General features: G+C 50.6%; 32 protein-coding genes. 31 read left to right on the forward strand and 1 reads right to left on the reverse strand.

Annotated elements, in window-relative coordinates:
• The 31 genes from H503_RS0110070 to rplQ form a co-directional block, all read left to right on the forward strand.
• Positions 1–569: EF-Tu C-terminal domain-related protein (locus H503_RS0110070; protein WP_026385718.1), on the forward strand; the 569-nt coding region annotated here is incomplete at its 5' end.
• Positions 570–745: 176 nt separating this feature from the next.
• Positions 746–1,057, forward strand: coding sequence for a 30S ribosomal protein S10 (rpsJ, locus tag H503_RS0110075; protein WP_009015390.1), 312 nt, complete (start codon positions 746–748; stop codon positions 1,055–1,057).
• Between the two features lie 12 nt (positions 1,058–1,069).
• Entirely contained in the window at positions 1,070–1,729 is a 660-nt protein-coding gene (gene rplC / locus H503_RS0110080; RefSeq protein WP_009015389.1) for a 50S ribosomal protein L3, read from the forward strand.
• Between the two features lie 20 nt (positions 1,730–1,749).
• Complete coding sequence (gene rplD, locus H503_RS0110085; protein ID WP_009015388.1) at positions 1,750–2,379, forward strand: 50S ribosomal protein L4; 630 nt, start codon at positions 1,750–1,752, stop codon at positions 2,377–2,379.
• Positions 2,379–2,669, forward strand: a complete 291-nt coding sequence (gene rplW / locus H503_RS0110090; protein ID WP_009015387.1) for a 50S ribosomal protein L23 — start codon at positions 2,379–2,381, stop codon at positions 2,667–2,669. The genes rplD and rplW overlap by 1 nt, the downstream gene beginning before the upstream one ends.
• A 21-nt stretch (positions 2,670–2,690) precedes the next feature.
• A complete protein-coding gene (rplB, locus tag H503_RS0110095; protein ID WP_009015386.1) occupies positions 2,691–3,521 on the forward strand; it encodes a 50S ribosomal protein L2 in 831 nt (276 codons plus the stop codon).
• A 28-nt stretch (positions 3,522–3,549) separates the two neighbouring features.
• Positions 3,550–3,831, forward strand: coding sequence for a 30S ribosomal protein S19 (rpsS, locus tag H503_RS0110100; RefSeq protein ID WP_009015385.1), 282 nt, complete (start codon positions 3,550–3,552; stop codon positions 3,829–3,831).
• Between the two features lie 23 nt (positions 3,832–3,854).
• A complete protein-coding gene (gene rplV / locus H503_RS0110105; RefSeq protein ID WP_009015384.1) occupies positions 3,855–4,190 on the forward strand; it encodes a 50S ribosomal protein L22 in 336 nt (111 codons plus the stop codon).
• Positions 4,191–4,218: 28 nt separating this feature from the next.
• Positions 4,219–4,902 (forward strand): 30S ribosomal protein S3, encoded by a 684-nt coding sequence (rpsC, locus tag H503_RS0110110; protein ID WP_009015383.1) that lies wholly within the window; start codon positions 4,219–4,221, stop codon positions 4,900–4,902.
• Entirely contained in the window at positions 4,902–5,360 is a 459-nt protein-coding gene (rplP, locus tag H503_RS0110115; RefSeq protein ID WP_009015382.1) for a 50S ribosomal protein L16, read from the forward strand. Before rpsC ends, rplP begins: the two co-directional genes overlap by 1 nt.
• Positions 5,360–5,554 carry a 50S ribosomal protein L29 gene (gene rpmC / locus H503_RS0110120; RefSeq protein WP_009015381.1) on the forward strand — a complete coding sequence of 65 codons (195 nt, stop codon included), beginning with the start codon at positions 5,360–5,362 and terminating at the stop codon, positions 5,552–5,554. Before rplP ends, rpmC begins: the two co-directional genes overlap by 1 nt.
• A 35-nt stretch (positions 5,555–5,589) precedes the next feature.
• Positions 5,590–5,850, forward strand: a complete 261-nt coding sequence (rpsQ, locus tag H503_RS0110125) for a 30S ribosomal protein S17 (RefSeq protein ID WP_009015380.1) — start codon at positions 5,590–5,592, stop codon at positions 5,848–5,850.
• Positions 5,851–5,900: 50 nt separating this feature from the next.
• On the forward strand, positions 5,901–6,269 hold the full coding sequence (rplN, locus tag H503_RS0110130; RefSeq protein WP_009015379.1) for a 50S ribosomal protein L14: 369 nt from the start codon (positions 5,901–5,903) through the stop codon (positions 6,267–6,269).
• 18 nt (positions 6,270–6,287) lie between these two features.
• Positions 6,288–6,608, forward strand: a complete 321-nt coding sequence (gene rplX / locus H503_RS0110135; protein ID WP_009015378.1) for a 50S ribosomal protein L24 — start codon at positions 6,288–6,290, stop codon at positions 6,606–6,608.
• 20 nt (positions 6,609–6,628) lie between these two features.
• Complete coding sequence (rplE, locus tag H503_RS0110140; protein ID WP_009015377.1) at positions 6,629–7,171, forward strand: 50S ribosomal protein L5; 543 nt, start codon at positions 6,629–6,631, stop codon at positions 7,169–7,171.
• Positions 7,172–7,185: 14 nt separating this feature from the next.
• Complete coding sequence (locus tag H503_RS0110145) at positions 7,186–7,371, forward strand: type Z 30S ribosomal protein S14 (protein ID WP_009015376.1); 186 nt, start codon at positions 7,186–7,188, stop codon at positions 7,369–7,371.
• A 32-nt stretch (positions 7,372–7,403) separates the two neighbouring features.
• Positions 7,404–7,802, forward strand: a complete 399-nt coding sequence (gene rpsH, locus H503_RS0110150) for a 30S ribosomal protein S8 (RefSeq protein WP_009015375.1) — start codon at positions 7,404–7,406, stop codon at positions 7,800–7,802.
• Between the two features lie 29 nt (positions 7,803–7,831).
• Entirely contained in the window at positions 7,832–8,380 is a 549-nt protein-coding gene (gene rplF / locus H503_RS0110155; protein ID WP_009015374.1) for a 50S ribosomal protein L6, read from the forward strand.
• A gap of 25 nt (positions 8,381–8,405) precedes the next feature.
• Positions 8,406–8,768, forward strand: coding sequence for a 50S ribosomal protein L18 (rplR, locus tag H503_RS0110160; protein WP_016459951.1), 363 nt, complete (start codon positions 8,406–8,408; stop codon positions 8,766–8,768).
• Positions 8,769–8,786: 18 nt separating this feature from the next.
• Positions 8,787–9,287: a 30S ribosomal protein S5 gene (gene rpsE, locus H503_RS0110165; RefSeq protein WP_009015372.1), complete on the forward strand. Its 501-nt coding sequence runs from the start codon at positions 8,787–8,789 to the stop codon at positions 9,285–9,287.
• 13 nt (positions 9,288–9,300) lie between these two features.
• Positions 9,301–9,486 (forward strand): 50S ribosomal protein L30, encoded by a 186-nt coding sequence (gene rpmD / locus H503_RS0110170; RefSeq protein WP_009015371.1) that lies wholly within the window; start codon positions 9,301–9,303, stop codon positions 9,484–9,486.
• A 12-nt stretch (positions 9,487–9,498) separates the two neighbouring features.
• On the forward strand, positions 9,499–9,939 hold the full coding sequence (rplO, locus tag H503_RS0110175) for a 50S ribosomal protein L15 (protein ID WP_009015370.1): 441 nt from the start codon (positions 9,499–9,501) through the stop codon (positions 9,937–9,939).
• Positions 9,940–11,196 (forward strand): preprotein translocase subunit SecY, encoded by a 1,257-nt coding sequence (gene secY / locus H503_RS0110180; RefSeq protein ID WP_009015369.1) that lies wholly within the window; start codon positions 9,940–9,942, stop codon positions 11,194–11,196.
• 10 nt (positions 11,197–11,206) lie between these two features.
• Entirely contained in the window at positions 11,207–11,854 is a 648-nt protein-coding gene (locus H503_RS0110185) for an adenylate kinase (RefSeq protein ID WP_009015368.1), read from the forward strand.
• 12 nt (positions 11,855–11,866) lie between these two features.
• Positions 11,867–12,085, forward strand: coding sequence for a translation initiation factor IF-1 (gene infA, locus H503_RS0110190; RefSeq protein ID WP_009015367.1), 219 nt, complete (start codon positions 11,867–11,869; stop codon positions 12,083–12,085).
• Between the two features lie 29 nt (positions 12,086–12,114).
• Positions 12,115–12,228 carry a 50S ribosomal protein L36 gene (rpmJ, locus tag H503_RS0110195; RefSeq protein WP_009015366.1) on the forward strand — a complete coding sequence of 38 codons (114 nt, stop codon included), beginning with the start codon at positions 12,115–12,117 and terminating at the stop codon, positions 12,226–12,228.
• A gap of 19 nt (positions 12,229–12,247) precedes the next feature.
• On the forward strand, positions 12,248–12,613 hold the full coding sequence (gene rpsM, locus H503_RS0110200) for a 30S ribosomal protein S13 (protein WP_009015365.1): 366 nt from the start codon (positions 12,248–12,250) through the stop codon (positions 12,611–12,613).
• A gap of 21 nt (positions 12,614–12,634) precedes the next feature.
• A complete protein-coding gene (gene rpsK, locus H503_RS0110205) occupies positions 12,635–13,027 on the forward strand; it encodes a 30S ribosomal protein S11 (RefSeq protein ID WP_009015364.1) in 393 nt (130 codons plus the stop codon).
• A 17-nt stretch (positions 13,028–13,044) separates the two neighbouring features.
• A complete protein-coding gene (gene rpsD, locus H503_RS0110210; RefSeq protein WP_009015363.1) occupies positions 13,045–13,638 on the forward strand; it encodes a 30S ribosomal protein S4 in 594 nt (197 codons plus the stop codon).
• A 63-nt stretch (positions 13,639–13,701) separates the two neighbouring features.
• Positions 13,702–14,673, forward strand: a complete 972-nt coding sequence (locus H503_RS0110215) for a DNA-directed RNA polymerase subunit alpha (RefSeq protein ID WP_009015362.1) — start codon at positions 13,702–13,704, stop codon at positions 14,671–14,673.
• A 17-nt stretch (positions 14,674–14,690) separates the two neighbouring features.
• Positions 14,691–15,029, forward strand: a complete 339-nt coding sequence (rplQ, locus tag H503_RS0110220) for a 50S ribosomal protein L17 (RefSeq protein WP_009015361.1) — start codon at positions 14,691–14,693, stop codon at positions 15,027–15,029.
• 96 nt (positions 15,030–15,125) lie between these two features.
• On the opposite strand, the gene H503_RS12325 is transcribed toward rplQ, so the two are convergent.
• The coding region (locus H503_RS12325; protein ID WP_162141342.1) for a transposase at positions 15,126–15,419 on the reverse strand (294 nt) is incomplete at its 5' end.

The following is a 15,419-nucleotide window of genomic DNA, read 5'->3' on the forward strand; positions in this document are numbered from 1 at the left end:
TCACGAAACCGTTCCTGATGCCTGTCGAAGACGTCTTCACCATCACCGGCCGTGGTACGGTTGCAACGGGCCGTGTTGAACGTGGCGTCATCAAAGTCGGCGACACCGTGGAAATCGTTGGTCTGAAAGAAGAAAAGAAACAGACCGTTGCTACGGGTCTTGAAATGTTCCGTAAGACCCTGGATCAGGCTGAAGCCGGTGACAACATCGGTGCCCTGCTCCGCGGTATTGAAAGAAACGAAATCGAACGCGGTCAGGTTCTGTCCAAACCGGGCACGATCCATCCGCATACGAAATTCAAGGGTCAGGTTTACGTACTGACCAAAGAAGAAGGCGGCCGTCATACTCCGTTCTTCAATGGCTACCGTCCTCAGTTCTACTTCAGAACGACCGACGTTACGGGCGTAGCTGAACTGCCGGAAGGCACCGAAATGGTTATGCCTGGCGATAACATCACCATGGATGTTGAACTGATCACTCCGATTGCTATCGAAAAAGGTCTGCGCTTTGCTATCCGCGAAGGCGGCCGTACCGTTGGCGCTGGTGTTGTTACCGAAATCGAAGAATAATCTTCGAAATAATCTTTAAAGCCCAAGCGAGGGGCTTGACAAAAGCCCCTCACTTCTTTATGTTATTATGGGCCCGCGATGAGGCAAGAGATGGCTTCCGCCCGAGAGGTCAGGAAGGGAACTTTTGCTGAGTATGTCCGTTCATTGAAACGTGGCGATTGGAGGAATTAAGCACAATGGCAAAGACTCAAAAAATCCGTATACGCCTGAAAGCGTATGACTACAAAGCACTGGACCTGAGCGCTTCCAAGATTGTGGAAACGGCAAAACGTACCGGTGCACAGGTTTCTGGTCCGATTCCGCTTCCTACGGAAAAGAACATCTACACGATCCTGCGTTCCCCTCATGTCAACAAGGACTCCCGTGAACAGTTCGAAATGAGAACCCACAAGAGACTCGTTGATATCCTGGAACCGACACCTAAGACGATCGACGCACTGACCCGCTTGGATCTTCCTGCTGGTGTAGATATTGAGATCAAAGCGTAAGGAGGTGCGATGATGGCTAGAGGAATCTTAGGTAAAAAATTAGGCATGACCCAGATTTTCGAAGCTGACGGTACGCTCGTCCCTGTAACCGTTGTTGAAGCAGGTCCCTGCGTGGTGCTTGCCAACAAGACGGAAGAGACGGACGGCTATAACGCCATTCAGCTCGGATTTGGTGATATCAAAGAAAAACACGTTAATAAACCCATGAAGGGTTTCTTCGACAAGGCTGGTGTCGCTCCTGTCAAATTCGTACGGGAATTCCGTCTTGCTGAAGCTTCTGAATATAAAGTCGGCGATAAGATTGCAGCTGACATCTTTGCAGCTGGTGATCTCGTTGACGCCATCGGCGTTTCCCGCGGTAAGGGCTTCGCTGGTACGATTGAACGCCACAACTTCGCTCGTGGTCCTATGAAACACGGTTCCAAGAGCCACCGTGAACCGGGCTCCAACGGTCCGATGCATTCCGGTCCTGGCGGACGTGTAATCAAAGGCAAGAAGCTTCCTGGCCGCCTGGGTGGTCAGAGTGCGACCGTTCAAAGACTGACGATTGCCAAAGTGGATGCAGAACGCAACCTCATCATGGTCAAGGGTTCTGTTCCTGGTGCCGCTGGTACCTTCCTGATGCTTAGAGACACGGTTCGCCCCGTTGTCAAAAAAGCTGACAAGAAATAATTCGAAAGGAGGGCGTTACAATGCCGAAAGTTGCAATTTACGATCTGACCGGTAAAAAGACCGGTGAAGAAATAGAATTGATGGATTACGTCTTTGGCGTAGAATTCAACGAAGCCGTTGTCCACCAGGCTGTTGTTATGCAGCAAGCCAATGAACGTCAAGGCACCCATGCTACCAAAACCCGCGGTATGGTCCGTGGTGGCGGCAGAAAGCCTTGGAAACAGAAAGGTACTGGCCGTGCCCGTGCCGGTTCCGTTCGTTCCCCTCTGTGGGTCGGCGGCGGTACCATCTTTGGACCGAGTCCCCGCAGCCATGCTATCGATATGCCCCGTAAAGCCCGTCGCCTTGCTATCCGCTGCGCACTGAGCTCCAAGGTTGCCGATGGCTCCCTCGTTATCGTTGATGGTCTTTCCTTTGCCGATAACAAAACCAAGAACACCGTTGAAATGCTCAAAGGCTTCGAAGCTTCTAATAAGAAAGCCCTGATCATCACGGACGGTGAAAACGAAAACGTTGAACTTTCTTCCCGCAACATTGAGAAAGTCAAGGCACTCAGCAACGACTGCCTGAATGTTTTCGACATCCTGAATGCAGAAAAAGTACTGCTGGCCAAAGATGCCGTAGCTAGAATTGAGGAGGTGCTCGCATAATGGCTGCTAATCCTCGCGACATCATCATTAGACCTATCGTTACCGAAAAGACTTCTGATATGATGAAGGACAACAAATATACTTTCCAGGTAGCTATGGGAGCTAACAAGACAGAAATCCGCCAAGCCATTGAAGCCATCTTCAATGTCAAGGTTGTTAACGTCAACACTGTCCGCGTTGAAGGCAAGAAAAAACGTATGGGCAGATTTGAAGGTAAGCGTTCCGATTACAAGAAAGCAATTGTAAAGCTCGCTAGTGGCAATACGATTCCGCTCTTCGAAGGAATGTAATTCGTCTAAGGAGGTCAAAACATGGCTATTAAAAGCTTTAATCCGTATTCTCCTTCTAGACGCAGCATGACTGTGTCCACCTTTGAAGAGATTACGACGGATAAGCCCCATCGCCCTTTGGTTGTCAAACTGAACAAGCATGCCGGCCGCAACTACACCGGTAAGACCACGGTCCGTCATCAGGGCGGCGGCCACAAGAGACAATATCGTATCATCGATTTCAAACGTACGAAGGACAATATCCCGGCTAAAGTGGCTACGATCGAATACGATCCTAACCGTTCTGCCAACATTGCCCTTTTGAACTATGCTGACGGCGAAAAACGCTACATCCTGGCTCCTCAGGGCCTGAAGGTCGGCGATGTCGTCGTAAGCGGTCCCGAAGCTGATATCAAGGTCGGCAACACGCTGCCGCTCCTCAATATCCCCCTTGGTACCATGGTCCACAACGTCGAAATGAAAATCGGCAAAGGTGGTCAGCTTGGCCGTTCTGCTGGCGCTGGTATCCAGCTCATGGCTAAGGAAGGCAGCTATGCCCTGCTCCGTCTCCCCTCTGGTGAGCTCCGTCAGGTCCACATCAACTGCCGTGCAACCATCGGCGAAATCGGCAACCTGGATCACGAAAACCTGACCCTTGGTAAAGCCGGCCGTTCCCGTTGGCTTGGTGTCCGTCCTGCTAACCGCGGTGTTGCGATGAACCCGAACGACCATCCGCATGGCGGTGGTGAAGGTCACTCCCCTGTTGGTCGTAAGCGTCCTGTTACTCCTTGGGGCAAGAGTGCTTTTGGTACTCGTACCCGGAAGAACAAGAAAGCTTCCAGCAAACTGATCCTGAAACGCAGAACGAAATAACCAAGTACTGGGAAAGGAGGCATAACCCGTGTCCAGATCTGTAAAAAAAGGACCGTACGTCCAGGAAAGCCTGAAAAAGAAAATTGATGCCCTGAATGCTGCAGGGGAAAAGAAAGTCGTCAAGACTTGGAGCCGCAGCTCTACGATTCTCCCTGAATTCCTGGGGCATACCATTGCTGTTCATGACGGCCGCAAACATGTTCCCGTCTACATTACGGAAGATATGGTTGGCCATAAACTCGGCGAATTTGCACCGACCCGCCTCTTCAGAGGCCATGGTGATAAAGCGGCTGCTGTCGCTGGTAAATAATTAGGGGAAGGAGGAACCATACGATGGAAGAAGCTAAGGCTGTTGCCAAATATATCCGCATCGCACCGCGCAAACTGCGCATTGTGATCAACCTCATCCGCGGTAAGTCCGTGAACGAAGCATTCGCAATCCTCAAGTACACCCCTAAGGTTGGTTCTGAAGTGATTGAGAAGGTGCTTCGCTCGGCTGTTGCCAATGCGGAACATAATTTCGACATGAACGTTGATAATCTGGTAGTGTCCAGCGCATTTGTGGACCAGGGTCCGACCATGAAAAGAATTCATCCACGCTCCCGTGGACAGGCATTCAAGATCCTGAAACGCTCCAGTCACGTGACTGTTGCTGTATCCGAAAAATAATCATCCTGTCAGAAGGAGGGAATGAATAGTGGGTCAGAAAGTTAATCCACATGGTTTTAGGGTTGGCGTAATCGATGATTGGGATTCCAAGTGGTTCGCCGACAAAGACTATCAAAAATATCTTTTGGAAGATATCAAAATCCGTGAATTCATTAAAGATAAACAGTTCCAGGCTGGCATTTCCCGTGTAGCCATCGAAAGAACCGAACAAAAGATGCGTATTTCCATCTACACGGCTAAACCGGGTATTGTCATTGGCCGTCAGGGCAGCAATATTGAGCTCCTCAAGAAGGATCTTGCTAAACTGACTGACAGCAAACTGGACATCAACATCATCGAGGTCAAATCCCCCGATATGGACGCTACCCTCGTTGCTGAAAACGTAGCTGGCCAGCTGGAACGCCGTATCGCTTTCCGCCGTGCCATGAAACAGTGCGTAGGCCGTACCATGCGCTTGGGTGCAAAAGGAATCAAGATCACCTGCTCCGGCCGTCTTGGCGGTGCTGAAATTGCCCGTACCGAATCTTATCGTGACGGCAGCATTCCCCTGCACACCCTGCGTGCCAACATTGACTATGGTACTGCTGAAGCCCATACCACCTATGGCCGCATCGGCATCAAGGTATGGATCTATAAAGGTGAAGTTCTCCCGACTGTGAAAGCAGCCGCTAAGAAAGAAGCTCCTGAAGGGCAAGAAGGAGGGGCGAAATAATGTTATTACCAAAGAGAGTACAGCATCGTAAACAACATAGAGGACGCATGAAGGGCCGCGCAATGCGTGGTAATCGTGTAGCACACGGCGAGTATGGTTTGGTCGCCCTGGAACCGTCCTGGATCACCAACCGTCAGATCGAGGCTGCCCGTATTGCTATGACCCGTTACATCAAACGTGGCGGTCAAGTCTGGATCCAGATTTTCCCGGACAAACCTGTCACCGCTAAAGCCGCTGGCTCCCGTATGGGTAGTGGTAAAGGTTCCCCTGAATACTGGGTTGCCGTTGTCAAACCGGGCCGCGTGATGTTCGAAATGGCTGGCGTAACGGAAGAAGTTGCTCGCGAAGCGATGCGTCTTGCTGGCAACAAACTGCCGATCAAGACCCGTTTTGTTAGCAAGGAACAGCTGGATGCCGAAGTCACCGCGCGTGAAAATGGAGTAGGTGGTGAAGCTTAATGAAAACTAAAGAAATCAGAGAAATGTCTGGCAGCGATCTCGATGCAAAGCTGGCCGGCTTGAAAGACGAACTTTTCAACCTGCGTTTTCAAATGGCGACGGGACAACTGGAAAACCCCATGAAGATCCGTGAAGTCAAGAAGTCCATCGCCCAGATCAAAACGATCCAGAGAGAACGCGAGATTAACTCCTGATTGGAGTTATACCTAAGCGAAGGAGGCAACATTTCGTGGCTGAAGAAAGAAACATGCGTGTTACGCGTACGGGCAAAGTCGTTAGCGACAAGATGCAAAAGACCGTAGTGGTCGCCATCGAACGTCTGGTTCAGCATCCCCTCTATAAAAAAGGCGTAATGCATACCATCAAATTGAAGGCTCATGACGAAAACAACGATGCACATGTTGGTGATACCGTTAAGATTGCGCAGACCCGTCCTTTGTCCAAGGATAAGTGCTGGCGTGTCGTTGAAATCGTTGAACGCGCAAAATAAGATTGACTGATAGACTGCTGGGCAGTCTTGCTCAGCAAGGGAGGTAAACCATGATTCAACAACAGACGGTGCTGAATGTTGGCGACAATACCGGTGCCAAGAAGATTATGTGTATCCGCGTATTGGGCGGTTCTTATCGTAGATACGCCAATATCGGCGATGTGATTGTAGCTGCTGTTAAGGATGCAACACCCGGTGGCGTTGTCCAAAAAGGTCAAGTCGTAAAGGCCGTTGTCGTCCGTTCCGTCAAAGGCACTCGCCGTGCTGACGGTTCCTACATTCGTTTCGACGAAAACGCAGCTGTCGTTATCAAAGACGACAAGAGCCCGGTGGGCACTCGTATTTTTGGACCAGTTGCACGTGAACTTCGTGAAAAAGATTACATGAAGATCATTTCCCTGGCCCCGGAAGTACTCTAAGAAGGAGGTATCGCGAACATGACCAAATTACACGTAAGAAAAGGCGATACCGTTGTGGTACTCGCCGGCAAAGATAAAGGCAAGGAAGGCAAAGTTGTAGCTGCTTTCCCTAAAAAAGGCAAAGTTACCGTTGAAGGCGTCAGCGTTGTGAAGCGCCACAGCAAACCGAGCCAGAAAAACCCGCAGGGCGGCATTGTGGAAAAGGAATCCCCGATTTCTTCTTCCAACGTCATGATTGTCTGCCCGGCTTGCAAGAAACCGACCCGTATTAAGAAAGTGGCTGTTGGTGACGGATTCGCCAGAGCTTGCAAGAAATGCGGCGAAGTCATCGATAAATAATACGGGAAGGAGGAGAACAAATGGCAACCAGATTGCAAGAAAAATACACTTCCGAAGTCTGCAAAGGCTTAATGGAAAAGTTCAATTATAAGAATGTCAACGAACTTCCGAAACTGGAAAAAGTTGTCATCAACATTGGCTGCGGCGATGCTGTCACCAACAGCAAAGCCATTGATTCCGCAGTTGAGGACCTGACTGTTATTTCCGGCCAGAAACCCCTCATCACGAAAGCCAAGAAATCCATCGCTGCTTTCAAACTGCGTGAAGGCATGCCCATTGGTGTCAAGGTTACGCTCCGCGGCAGCCGCATGTATGAATTCCTTGATAAATTCATGAACATCGCTCTTCCTCGTGTCCGTGACTTCCGTGGTGTCAATCCCCAGTCCTTTGACGGTCGTGGCAACTACTCCATCGGCCTCAAGGAACAGCTGATTTTCCCGGAAATCGACTATGATAAGGTTGATAAAGTCCGCGGCATGGACGTAATCATCGTTACGACGGCTAAGAGTGACGAAGAAGGCAGAGAGCTCTTGAGACTGCTCGGTATGCCGTTCAGTGCGTAAGGAGGAGTAAAACCGTGGCAAAGACCGCATTGATTGAGAAATGGAAAGCGGAACCTAAGTTCAAGGTTCGTCAATATAACCGCTGCAAGATTTGTGGCAGACCGCACGCTTACATGCGCAAGTTCGGCATTTGCCGTATCTGCTTCCGGAAATACGCTTATGAAGGCGCTATCCCCGGTGTTAAAAAAGCAAGCTGGTAAGAGCGCAAATTCAGGAAGGAGGATATTCGCAAATGACTATGACTGATCCGATTGCCGATATGCTTACGCGCATCCGTAATGCAAACTCGGTTCATCACGATAAAGTTGAAATCCCCTGTTCCAAAATCAAGACTGCCATTGCAGAGATTTTGAAGAACGAAGGTTTCATCAAAGATTTCGAAGTCGTTCCCGGAAAGCATCAAGATGTGATCCGCGTACTTCTGAAATATGGTCCGAACAAGGAACATGTTATTTCCGGCATTAAACGTATCTCCAAACCCGGCCTCCGGGTTTACTCCCAGAAAGACCAGCTGCCTCGCGTACTGGGTGGCCTGGGGATCGCTGTTATCTCCACCAGCAAGGGCATGATGACTGACAAGGCTGCCCGCAAGGCTGGACTTGGCGGCGAAGTCATCGCTTACGTTTGGTAAGATCATCCTAGGACCGGAGGTGCTTATAAGTGTCAAGAATTGGTAAGAATCCGATTACCGTCCCTGATAAGGTTACGGTAACCGTGAACGATAATCTGGTCACCGTCAAGGGACCGAAAGGCGAACTTTCCCGCCAGATCAACAAAGAAATTAGCGTGGAACTCAAAGACGGCGTCATCACCGTGACCCGCCCCAGCGATGATAAGACCCATCGCTCTCTCCACGGCCTGTCCCGTACCTTGATCAACAACATGATCATCGGTGTTACGGAAGGCTATTCCAAGAGCCTGGAAATTCAGGGTGTTGGTTACCGTGCTGCTAAACAGGGCAAGGCCATCAGCTTTACGCTCGGCTTCTCCCATCCCTGCGTCATGGAACCGCCCGAAGGCATCACCTTTGATGTTCCTGGTCCGAGCCAGATCGTTGTATCCGGTATCGACAAGGAAAAAGTGGGTGCTGTTGCCGCTGAAATCCGTAGCCTGCGTGCTCCTGAACCTTATAAAGGCAAAGGGATCCGTTACGTTGGCGAACATATCATCCGCAAGGTTGGTAAAGCGGGCGCCAAAGGCAAGAAGTAATTTCTAGAAGGAAGGAGTGAATCTCTTGCTGAACAAGAAAGATAAGAACGCTGCACGTCAGAAACGTCACGTGCGCATGCGCAGAAATATTGTGGGTACTGCTGAAAGACCCCGTTTTAACGTATATCGCTCCCTGAGCAACATCTATGCTCAGATCATCAACGATGAAACCGGCGAAACCCTCGTCGCTGCTTCCACGGTTGAAAAGGCCAACAAAGAAAACTACGGCGGCAACATCGAAGCAGCCAAGGTTGTTGGTGCTGAAATCGCCAAGAAAGCCCTTGAAAAAGGGATCAAGACCGTTGTGTTTGACCGTGGTGGTTACCTGTACCATGGCCGCGTAGCTGCTCTTGCAGAAGCTGCTCGCGAAGCTGGCCTGGAATTTTAACAGAGGGAGGACATTTAAGTGGCTAATTTTGAAAAACAAGATGACGGCTTCAAAGAAAGAGTCGTCTTCATTAACCGCGTAGCTAAAGTCGTCAAAGGCGGACGTCGTTTCTCCTTCTCTGCTTTGGTTGTTGTCGGCGACGAAAATGGCAAAGTTGGCATGGGCATGGGCAAAGCTGCCGAAGTGCCTGAAGCCATCCGTAAGGGTGTGGAAGATGCCAAGAAGAACCTCATCACGGTTCCGATGAAGGGCTCCACCATTCCTCATGAAATCATCGGCATCTTTGGTGCTGGCCGCGTCCTTCTGAAACCGGCTGCCCCTGGTACCGGTGTTATCGCCGGCGGCCCGGTCCGTGCCGTCCTGGAACTGGCTGGTGTCAAAGACATCCTCACCAAATCCCAGGGAACTTCCAACCCGAACAACGTTGTTCGCGCAACGCTGGAAGGCCTGAAGCTCCTGAAAAATGCTGCAGATGTTGCTGCCCTGCGCGGTAAGACTGTAGAAGAATTGTTAGGCTAAGGAGGACAGCGAGATGGCACAAGTTAAAATCACGCTTACCCGTAGCTTGATTGGTTATCCGAAAGACCAGCGCGCAACCGTTAAGGCCCTGGGCTTGGGTAAGATCCGTACCAGTGTTGTAAAAGAAGATAGTGCTTCCCTCCGTGGTATGCTCCACAAGGTTGCACATCTTGTTGAAGTCGAAGAAGTCAAGGCTTAAGGAGGGCTTGCGATGTATCTGCATGAATTAGCACCCGCTCCTGGCTCCAAGAAATCCCGCGTCCGTGTTGGCCGTGGTCTTGGTTCCGGACTGGGCAAGACATCCGGTAAAGGCCAAAAAGGTCAGAAATCCCGTAGTGGCGGGGTAAAGCGTCCTGGATTCGAAGGTGGCCAGAAGCCGTTATACCTGCGTCTGCCGAAACGCGGTTTCTACAATAAATTCGGCGCTCATTACACCGTTGTAAATGTCGAGGAACTGAATCGCTTTGACGACGGCGCAGTGGTCGATCCTGTATCCCTTATCGAAGAAGGTATCGTCAAGAACGTCCGCGACGGTATCCGCATCCTCGGTAACGGCGAACTTACGAAGAAGCTCACCGTCAAGGCTTGTGGCTTCAGCAAGACCGCAGAGGAAAAGATCGTTGCTGCCGGCGGTAAAGTAGAGGTGATCTAATTGGCTTCAGCCCTTGATAACCTGATGCAGGCTACAGAACTCCGAAAGAAGTTGTCTTTTACACTTGCGATGTTCATAGTATTCAGGGCTGGAACGCAAATCCCCGTTCCGGGGGTCAACGCAGCCATGATCGAACAGCTTTTCAATAACGGGAACCTGTTCGGGCTGCTCGACTTGTTCTCCGGCGGCGCACTCAGCAAATTTTCAATATTTGCTATGAGCATTACTCCTTATATCAATGCGTCGATCATCACTCAGCTTTTGACCGTGGTCATCCCGACCTTGGAAGAATGGTCCAAGGAAGGAGCGGAGGGCGCCAAAAAGATCAACAAGATCAACCGCTACGCAGCCGTTGTTCTTGGTGTGATCCAGGCAATCGGCATGGCCTATGGCCTCCGCGTTGCCGTCAATAACCCGACTTTCTTCTCCTACCTCACCATTGTCGTCTCCCTGACGGCAGGTACGATTCTCCTCATGTGGATCGGTGAGCAAATTACGGCGCGAGGGATCGGAAACGGGATCTCGCTGATCATTTTCGCTGGTATCATTTCAAGGCTTCCGAGTGGAATGGCCGTTATGTACCGGTACTTACAAGCCGGAACCATCAACATCTTCAATCTCCTGATTTTCGCCGTCCTGGCCGTACTCATGGTGATGTTTGTCGTAGCGATCACCGTCGCTTACCGCAAGATTCCCGTCCAGTACGCCAAGCGCGTTGTTGGGCGCAAGATGTACGGTGGCCATACGACCTATATTCCGCTTAAGGTCAACCAAGCCGGTGTCATGCCTATCATCTTCGCCTCTTCCGTATTGATGTTTCCTGTAACGATTGCCCAGTTCATCCAGGTTCCCTGGGTGCAGAAGGTAGCCAGCTATCTCCAATGGGGCACTCCGCTGCAGACAACACTGTACGTACTGCTCATCCTGTTCTTTACTTACTTCTATACGGCAGTAAGCCTCAACATCCCTGAGATGTGCGACAACATCAAGAAGTATGGCGGGTTCATCCCGGGCCTTCGTCCTGGCAAGCCGACCATTGCTTACCTTGATAAGATCATGAACAGGATCACCTTGGCAGGGGCCGTATTCCTCGCCTTCATTGCGGTGATGCCAAACATCATCGTGTGGCTGACGGGAATCTCCGGCATCTACTTTGGCGGTACGGCACTCCTCATCGTTGTTGGTGTTGCCCTCGATACGATGAAGCAGGTTGAATCCATGGTACTGATGCGTCATTACCAAGGCTTCATGAAATAGGAGAGAAAATATGCATATTCTTTTAATGGGACCTCCCGGCGCAGGCAAGGGAACCCAAGCAGAAAAATTAGTTGCCGACTTCCCAATTCCCCATATTTCCACGGGAGATATGTTCCGTGCGGCTGTGAAAAATGGAACGGAACTGGGCAAGGAAGCCAAGAAATATATGGACGCCGGCGGACTGGTGCCCGACGAAGTCACCATTGGAATCGTACGGGAACGCCTGAGCCAGCCGGACTGTGTCAAAGGATTCATCCTGGATGGATTCCCACGCACGAAGGAACAGGCTGCTGCTCTTGATGACATCCTGAAGGACCTCAAGATCGAGCTTGACGCCGCTGTGAACATTGCTGTTCCCGACGCCGACCTTGTCAGCCGCGTAACGGGCCGCCGCATCTGCAAGGCCTGTGGCGCAACCTTCCATGTCACCTTCAATCCCCCCAAAAAGGAAAATGTCTGTGACAAATGCGGCGGATCCCTCTACCAGCGGGATGATGACAAGGAAACGACTGTAAAGAAACGTTTGGAAGCGTATCATAGCCAAACAGCTCCTCTGATTGCGTATTACAAAGCTGCCGGCGTGTACAAGGAAATCGATGGCACCCAGCCCATTGACAAGGTCTATGCTGACGTTGTCAAGGCTGTAAAGGGTAAGTAAGGAGGCAGGATTGTGTCGAAACAAGATGCTATTGAAGTAGAAGGTACGGTCCTTGAATCCCTGCCTAATGCCATGTTCCGGGTCAAACTGGAAAATGACCACGAAATCCTTGCCCACATTTCTGGCAAAATACGTATGAACTTTATTAAGATCCTCCCTGGCGATAAGGTTACCGTCGAACTGACGCCTTATGACCTCAACCGGGGCCGGATTACTTATCGGTTTAAATAAGAGGATTGGCAAGAGGAGGTTCAGCAACAATGAAAGTTAGACCGTCTGTAAAACGCATTTGCGAAAAATGCAAGATCATTAAGCGCAAAGGCCGCGTTATGGTCATTTGCGAAAACCCGAAACATAAACAAAGACAAGGTTAAGAAGGAGGTGCTTTGAATAATGGCTCGTATCGCCGGTGTAGATTTGCCGAGAGATAAGCGTGTTGAATATGCTCTGCCGTATATTTACGGTATTGGCCTGACCCTTTCCCGCGAAATCCTGGAAAAGACTGGGATCAACCCGGATACCCGTGTCCGTGACCTGACGGAAGCTGAAATCGCAAAGCTTCGTGAGCTCCTGGATCACGAATATAAAGTAGAAGGTGACCTCCGCCGTGAGGAATCCCTGAACATCAAGCGTCTGGTGGAAATTGGCTGCTATCGTGGCCGTCGCCACAGAGCAGGTCTGCCTGTTCGTGGTCAGAACACCAAGAACAACGCCCGTACTCGCAAAGGCCCCAAGAACGTTGGCGGCAAGAAGAAATAATCGTAAGGAGGGATCAGACGAGTGGCTGGTAAGAAAGTTGTCCGTAACAAACGGAAAGTAAGCAAAAACATTGAAGCTGGTGTGGCACATATTCGTTCCACCTTTAATAACACCATCGTAACGATTTCCGATACGACCGGTGCAGTCCTCAGCTGGGCATCCGCAGGCGGCATGGGCTTCCGCGGTTCCCGTAAGAGCACTCCCTTCGCAGCTCAGATGGCTGCTGAAACGGCTGCCAAAGCCGCTATGGAACATGGCCTGAAGAGAATCGAAGTCTTCGTCAAGGGCCCGGGTGCTGGCCGTGAAGCCGCAATCCGTGCACTGCAGGCCGCAGGTCTCGAAGTTGAATCCATCAAGGACGTAACTCCGATCCCGCATAACGGCTGCCGTCCGCCTAAACGCAGAAGAGTATAATGGAGGTGAAGTGTTAGATGGCTATTGATAAGACTCCTGTTCTGAAAAGATGCAGATCCTTGGGCATGTCTCCGGCTTTCGTCGGTGTGATGAAGGAATCTCACCGTCAGCCGAAACGTCAGTTCAAGAAGAAGAGCGAATACGGTATGCAGCTGGCTGAAAAACAGAAAGCCAAGTTCATCTATGGCGTTCTGGAAAAACAGTTCCGCGGCTACTATGAAAAAGCAAAGAAAATGGAAGGCATCGCTGGTACCAACCTGCTGATCCTTCTGGAACGCAGACTGGACAACGTTGTGTACCGTCTGGGTCTTGCTCGTACGCGCCGTCAGGCTCGTCAGCTCGTTACCCATGGTCACATTGCCGTAAACGGCAAGCGCCTGGACATCCCCTCTGCGCTCGTCAAAGCCGGTGATGTTGTTTCCGTTATGGAAGGAAGCCGCAGCTCCGCTTACTTCAAAGGTATGGCAGAAACCCTCGGCAAGAGCGCTGTTCCTGCTTGGATCTCTGTGGACGGACAGAACCTCAGCGGAAAGGTTGACCGTCTGCCTGTTCGTGATGAAATCGATGTTCCTATCGAAGAACAGCTCATCATCGAACTGTACTCCAAGTAATCTTATACTGTTCTCCACAATAGATACTGCGTATTGTGGTAATGCGCAAAAGGAGGCTTCCGCATGAAGGAAATTGAAAAACCGAGCCTTGTTATCGACGAAATTTCCCCTGATGGACGATACGGAAAGTTTGTCTGGGAACCTTTGGAACGTGGATACGGTATTACCTTAGGCAACAGCCTGCGTCGTGTGCTCCTGTCCTCCCTGTCCGGCATGGCCGTCACGGGAATCAAGATCGATGGTGTGCTCCATGAGTTCTCCACCATCGAGGGGGTACGGGAAGACGTCGCAGATATCGTTTTAAATATCAAAGCCTTGTGCTTCAAGGTGAACCTGGATGACCAGGGCACCTATGAACCCAAGACTTTCTATATCAAGAAGTCCGGCGAAGGTGAAGTGACCGGTGCCGACATCATTACCGACCAGGATACGGAAGTTCTGAATCCGGAGCTGCACATTGCAACCCTCGACAAGAACGCCAACCTGAATATGGAAATCTATGTCGATATCGGACGCGGCTACGTCTCAGCTGATAAGAACAAATCCAAGGATCAGCCCATTGGATTCATTCCTGTCGACTCCATCTATTCTCCGATCACGCGCGTCAAGTTTGGTGTCACCGATACTCGTGTCGGCAACGTCACCAACTATGACCGCCTGACCCTGGAAGTTTGGACCGACGGCAGCTTGGGACCGGATGAAGCCGTGACGAGTGCTGCTGAAATCCTGATCAACTACCTGGCCCTCTTCAAGACCACCAATGTTCCCAAAATCCAGGGGAGCGAAGAAAGTGGCAAACCCGATGAGGAAGGAACGAAATCGTCCGTGCTCCAGATGTCCATTGACGATCTGGACCTCACCGTCCGTTCCAACAATTGCCTCAGACGGGCCGGCATCAACACGGTAGAGGATATCATCAACAAGACGGAAGACGAGCTCATTTGCGTCCGTAACCTCGGAAGCAAATCCTTGGAAGAAGTCAAGAATAAGATTGAGGAACTGGGCCTTCACCTGCGCAGCTCCGACGAAGAATAATAGGAGGAAGACGAAACATGGCATACAGAAAATTGGGCCGCAGCTCCAGCAACCGGAAAGCGCTGTTCCGTAGCGTCCTGACCGCCTTCTTCAAAAACGAGAGAATTGAGACCACTGAAACCAAAGCCAAGGAAATCAGCGGTCTGGCAGAAAAACTCATTACGACGGCCAAAACCGATGATCTGGCTAGCCGCCGTAAAGTTCTGGCCTTCCTCGTAGATGAAGAAGCCACGAAGAAACTCTTCGAAGTCATTGCCCCGAAATACAAGGAACGCAATGGCGGTTACACCCGCATCTACAAGACCAGCCCTCGCCGCGGCGATGCTGCTGATATGGCCATTCTGGAACTCATCTGATTGGGTCTCAAGGCATAAAAAACAACCCCTGCAGCCATAAAAAGCTGCAGGGGTTGTTTTTTAGGTTCTTTGTCAAATTTTGGGGTGCTAAAGTGTCTATGCACTCCTGGAGAGGACATGCACTGAATACAGTGCGTGTCCTTTTTCGTTGCGTGTGTTAATGTACAAGATCCTATTACGAAAGCGCTCAAAATTGCGCAGACCAAATGAGACACGTTTTAACACCTTGATTTTATTGTTGCAGCCTTCAGTAAAGCCGTTGGAGTAAGGATATATAAGGGCGCTCCTAATTTCTTCGTACCAATAGGTAAAGGACTTAACCAGAGAGTTCATTTCCGGTAAATCAGCGCTTTTTACCAGGTCTATCCATGCTGAAAGTGCCCAAGAAAT

Source organism: Acidaminococcus intestini DSM 21505 (assembly GCF_000425045.1).
Taxonomy (GTDB): Bacteria; Bacillota; Negativicutes; order Acidaminococcales; family Acidaminococcaceae; genus Acidaminococcus; species Acidaminococcus intestini.

Bases quoted from the DNA above. Each gene is read 5' to 3' on its own strand.
- rplX (WP_009015378.1), top strand. From the start codon at position 6,288: ATGACCAAATTACACGTAAGAAAAGGCGATACCGTTGTGGTACTCGCC.
- rplD (WP_009015388.1), top strand. From the start codon at position 1,750: ATGCCGAAAGTTGCAATTTACGATCTGACCGGTAAAAAGACCGGTGAA.
- rplN (WP_009015379.1), top strand. From the start codon at position 5,901: ATGATTCAACAACAGACGGTGCTGAATGTTGGCGACAATACCGGTGCC.
- rpsJ (WP_009015390.1), top strand. From the start codon at position 746: ATGGCAAAGACTCAAAAAATCCGTATACGCCTGAAAGCGTATGACTAC.
- rplB (WP_009015386.1), top strand. From the start codon at position 2,691: ATGGCTATTAAAAGCTTTAATCCGTATTCTCCTTCTAGACGCAGCATG.
- rpsM (WP_009015365.1), top strand. From the start codon at position 12,248: ATGGCTCGTATCGCCGGTGTAGATTTGCCGAGAGATAAGCGTGTTGAA.
- rplP (WP_009015382.1), top strand. From the start codon at position 4,902: ATGTTATTACCAAAGAGAGTACAGCATCGTAAACAACATAGAGGACGC.
- H503_RS0110215 (WP_009015362.1), top strand. From the start codon at position 13,702: ATGAAGGAAATTGAAAAACCGAGCCTTGTTATCGACGAAATTTCCCCT.
- rpmJ (WP_009015366.1), top strand. From the start codon at position 12,115: ATGAAAGTTAGACCGTCTGTAAAACGCATTTGCGAAAAATGCAAGATC.
- rpmD (WP_009015371.1), top strand. From the start codon at position 9,301: ATGGCACAAGTTAAAATCACGCTTACCCGTAGCTTGATTGGTTATCCG.
- rplQ (WP_009015361.1), top strand. From the start codon at position 14,691: ATGGCATACAGAAAATTGGGCCGCAGCTCCAGCAACCGGAAAGCGCTG.
- rplC (WP_009015389.1), top strand. From the start codon at position 1,070: ATGGCTAGAGGAATCTTAGGTAAAAAATTAGGCATGACCCAGATTTTC.
- rpmC (WP_009015381.1), top strand. From the start codon at position 5,360: ATGAAAACTAAAGAAATCAGAGAAATGTCTGGCAGCGATCTCGATGCA.
- H503_RS0110185 (WP_009015368.1), top strand. From the start codon at position 11,207: ATGCATATTCTTTTAATGGGACCTCCCGGCGCAGGCAAGGGAACCCAA.
- rpsH (WP_009015375.1), top strand. From the start codon at position 7,404: ATGACTATGACTGATCCGATTGCCGATATGCTTACGCGCATCCGTAAT.
- rplO (WP_009015370.1), top strand. From the start codon at position 9,499: ATGTATCTGCATGAATTAGCACCCGCTCCTGGCTCCAAGAAATCCCGC.
- rplV (WP_009015384.1), top strand. From the start codon at position 3,855: ATGGAAGAAGCTAAGGCTGTTGCCAAATATATCCGCATCGCACCGCGC.
- rpsD (WP_009015363.1), top strand. From the start codon at position 13,045: ATGGCTATTGATAAGACTCCTGTTCTGAAAAGATGCAGATCCTTGGGC.
- rplE (WP_009015377.1), top strand. From the start codon at position 6,629: ATGGCAACCAGATTGCAAGAAAAATACACTTCCGAAGTCTGCAAAGGC.
- rplW (WP_009015387.1), top strand. From the start codon at position 2,379: ATGGCTGCTAATCCTCGCGACATCATCATTAGACCTATCGTTACCGAA.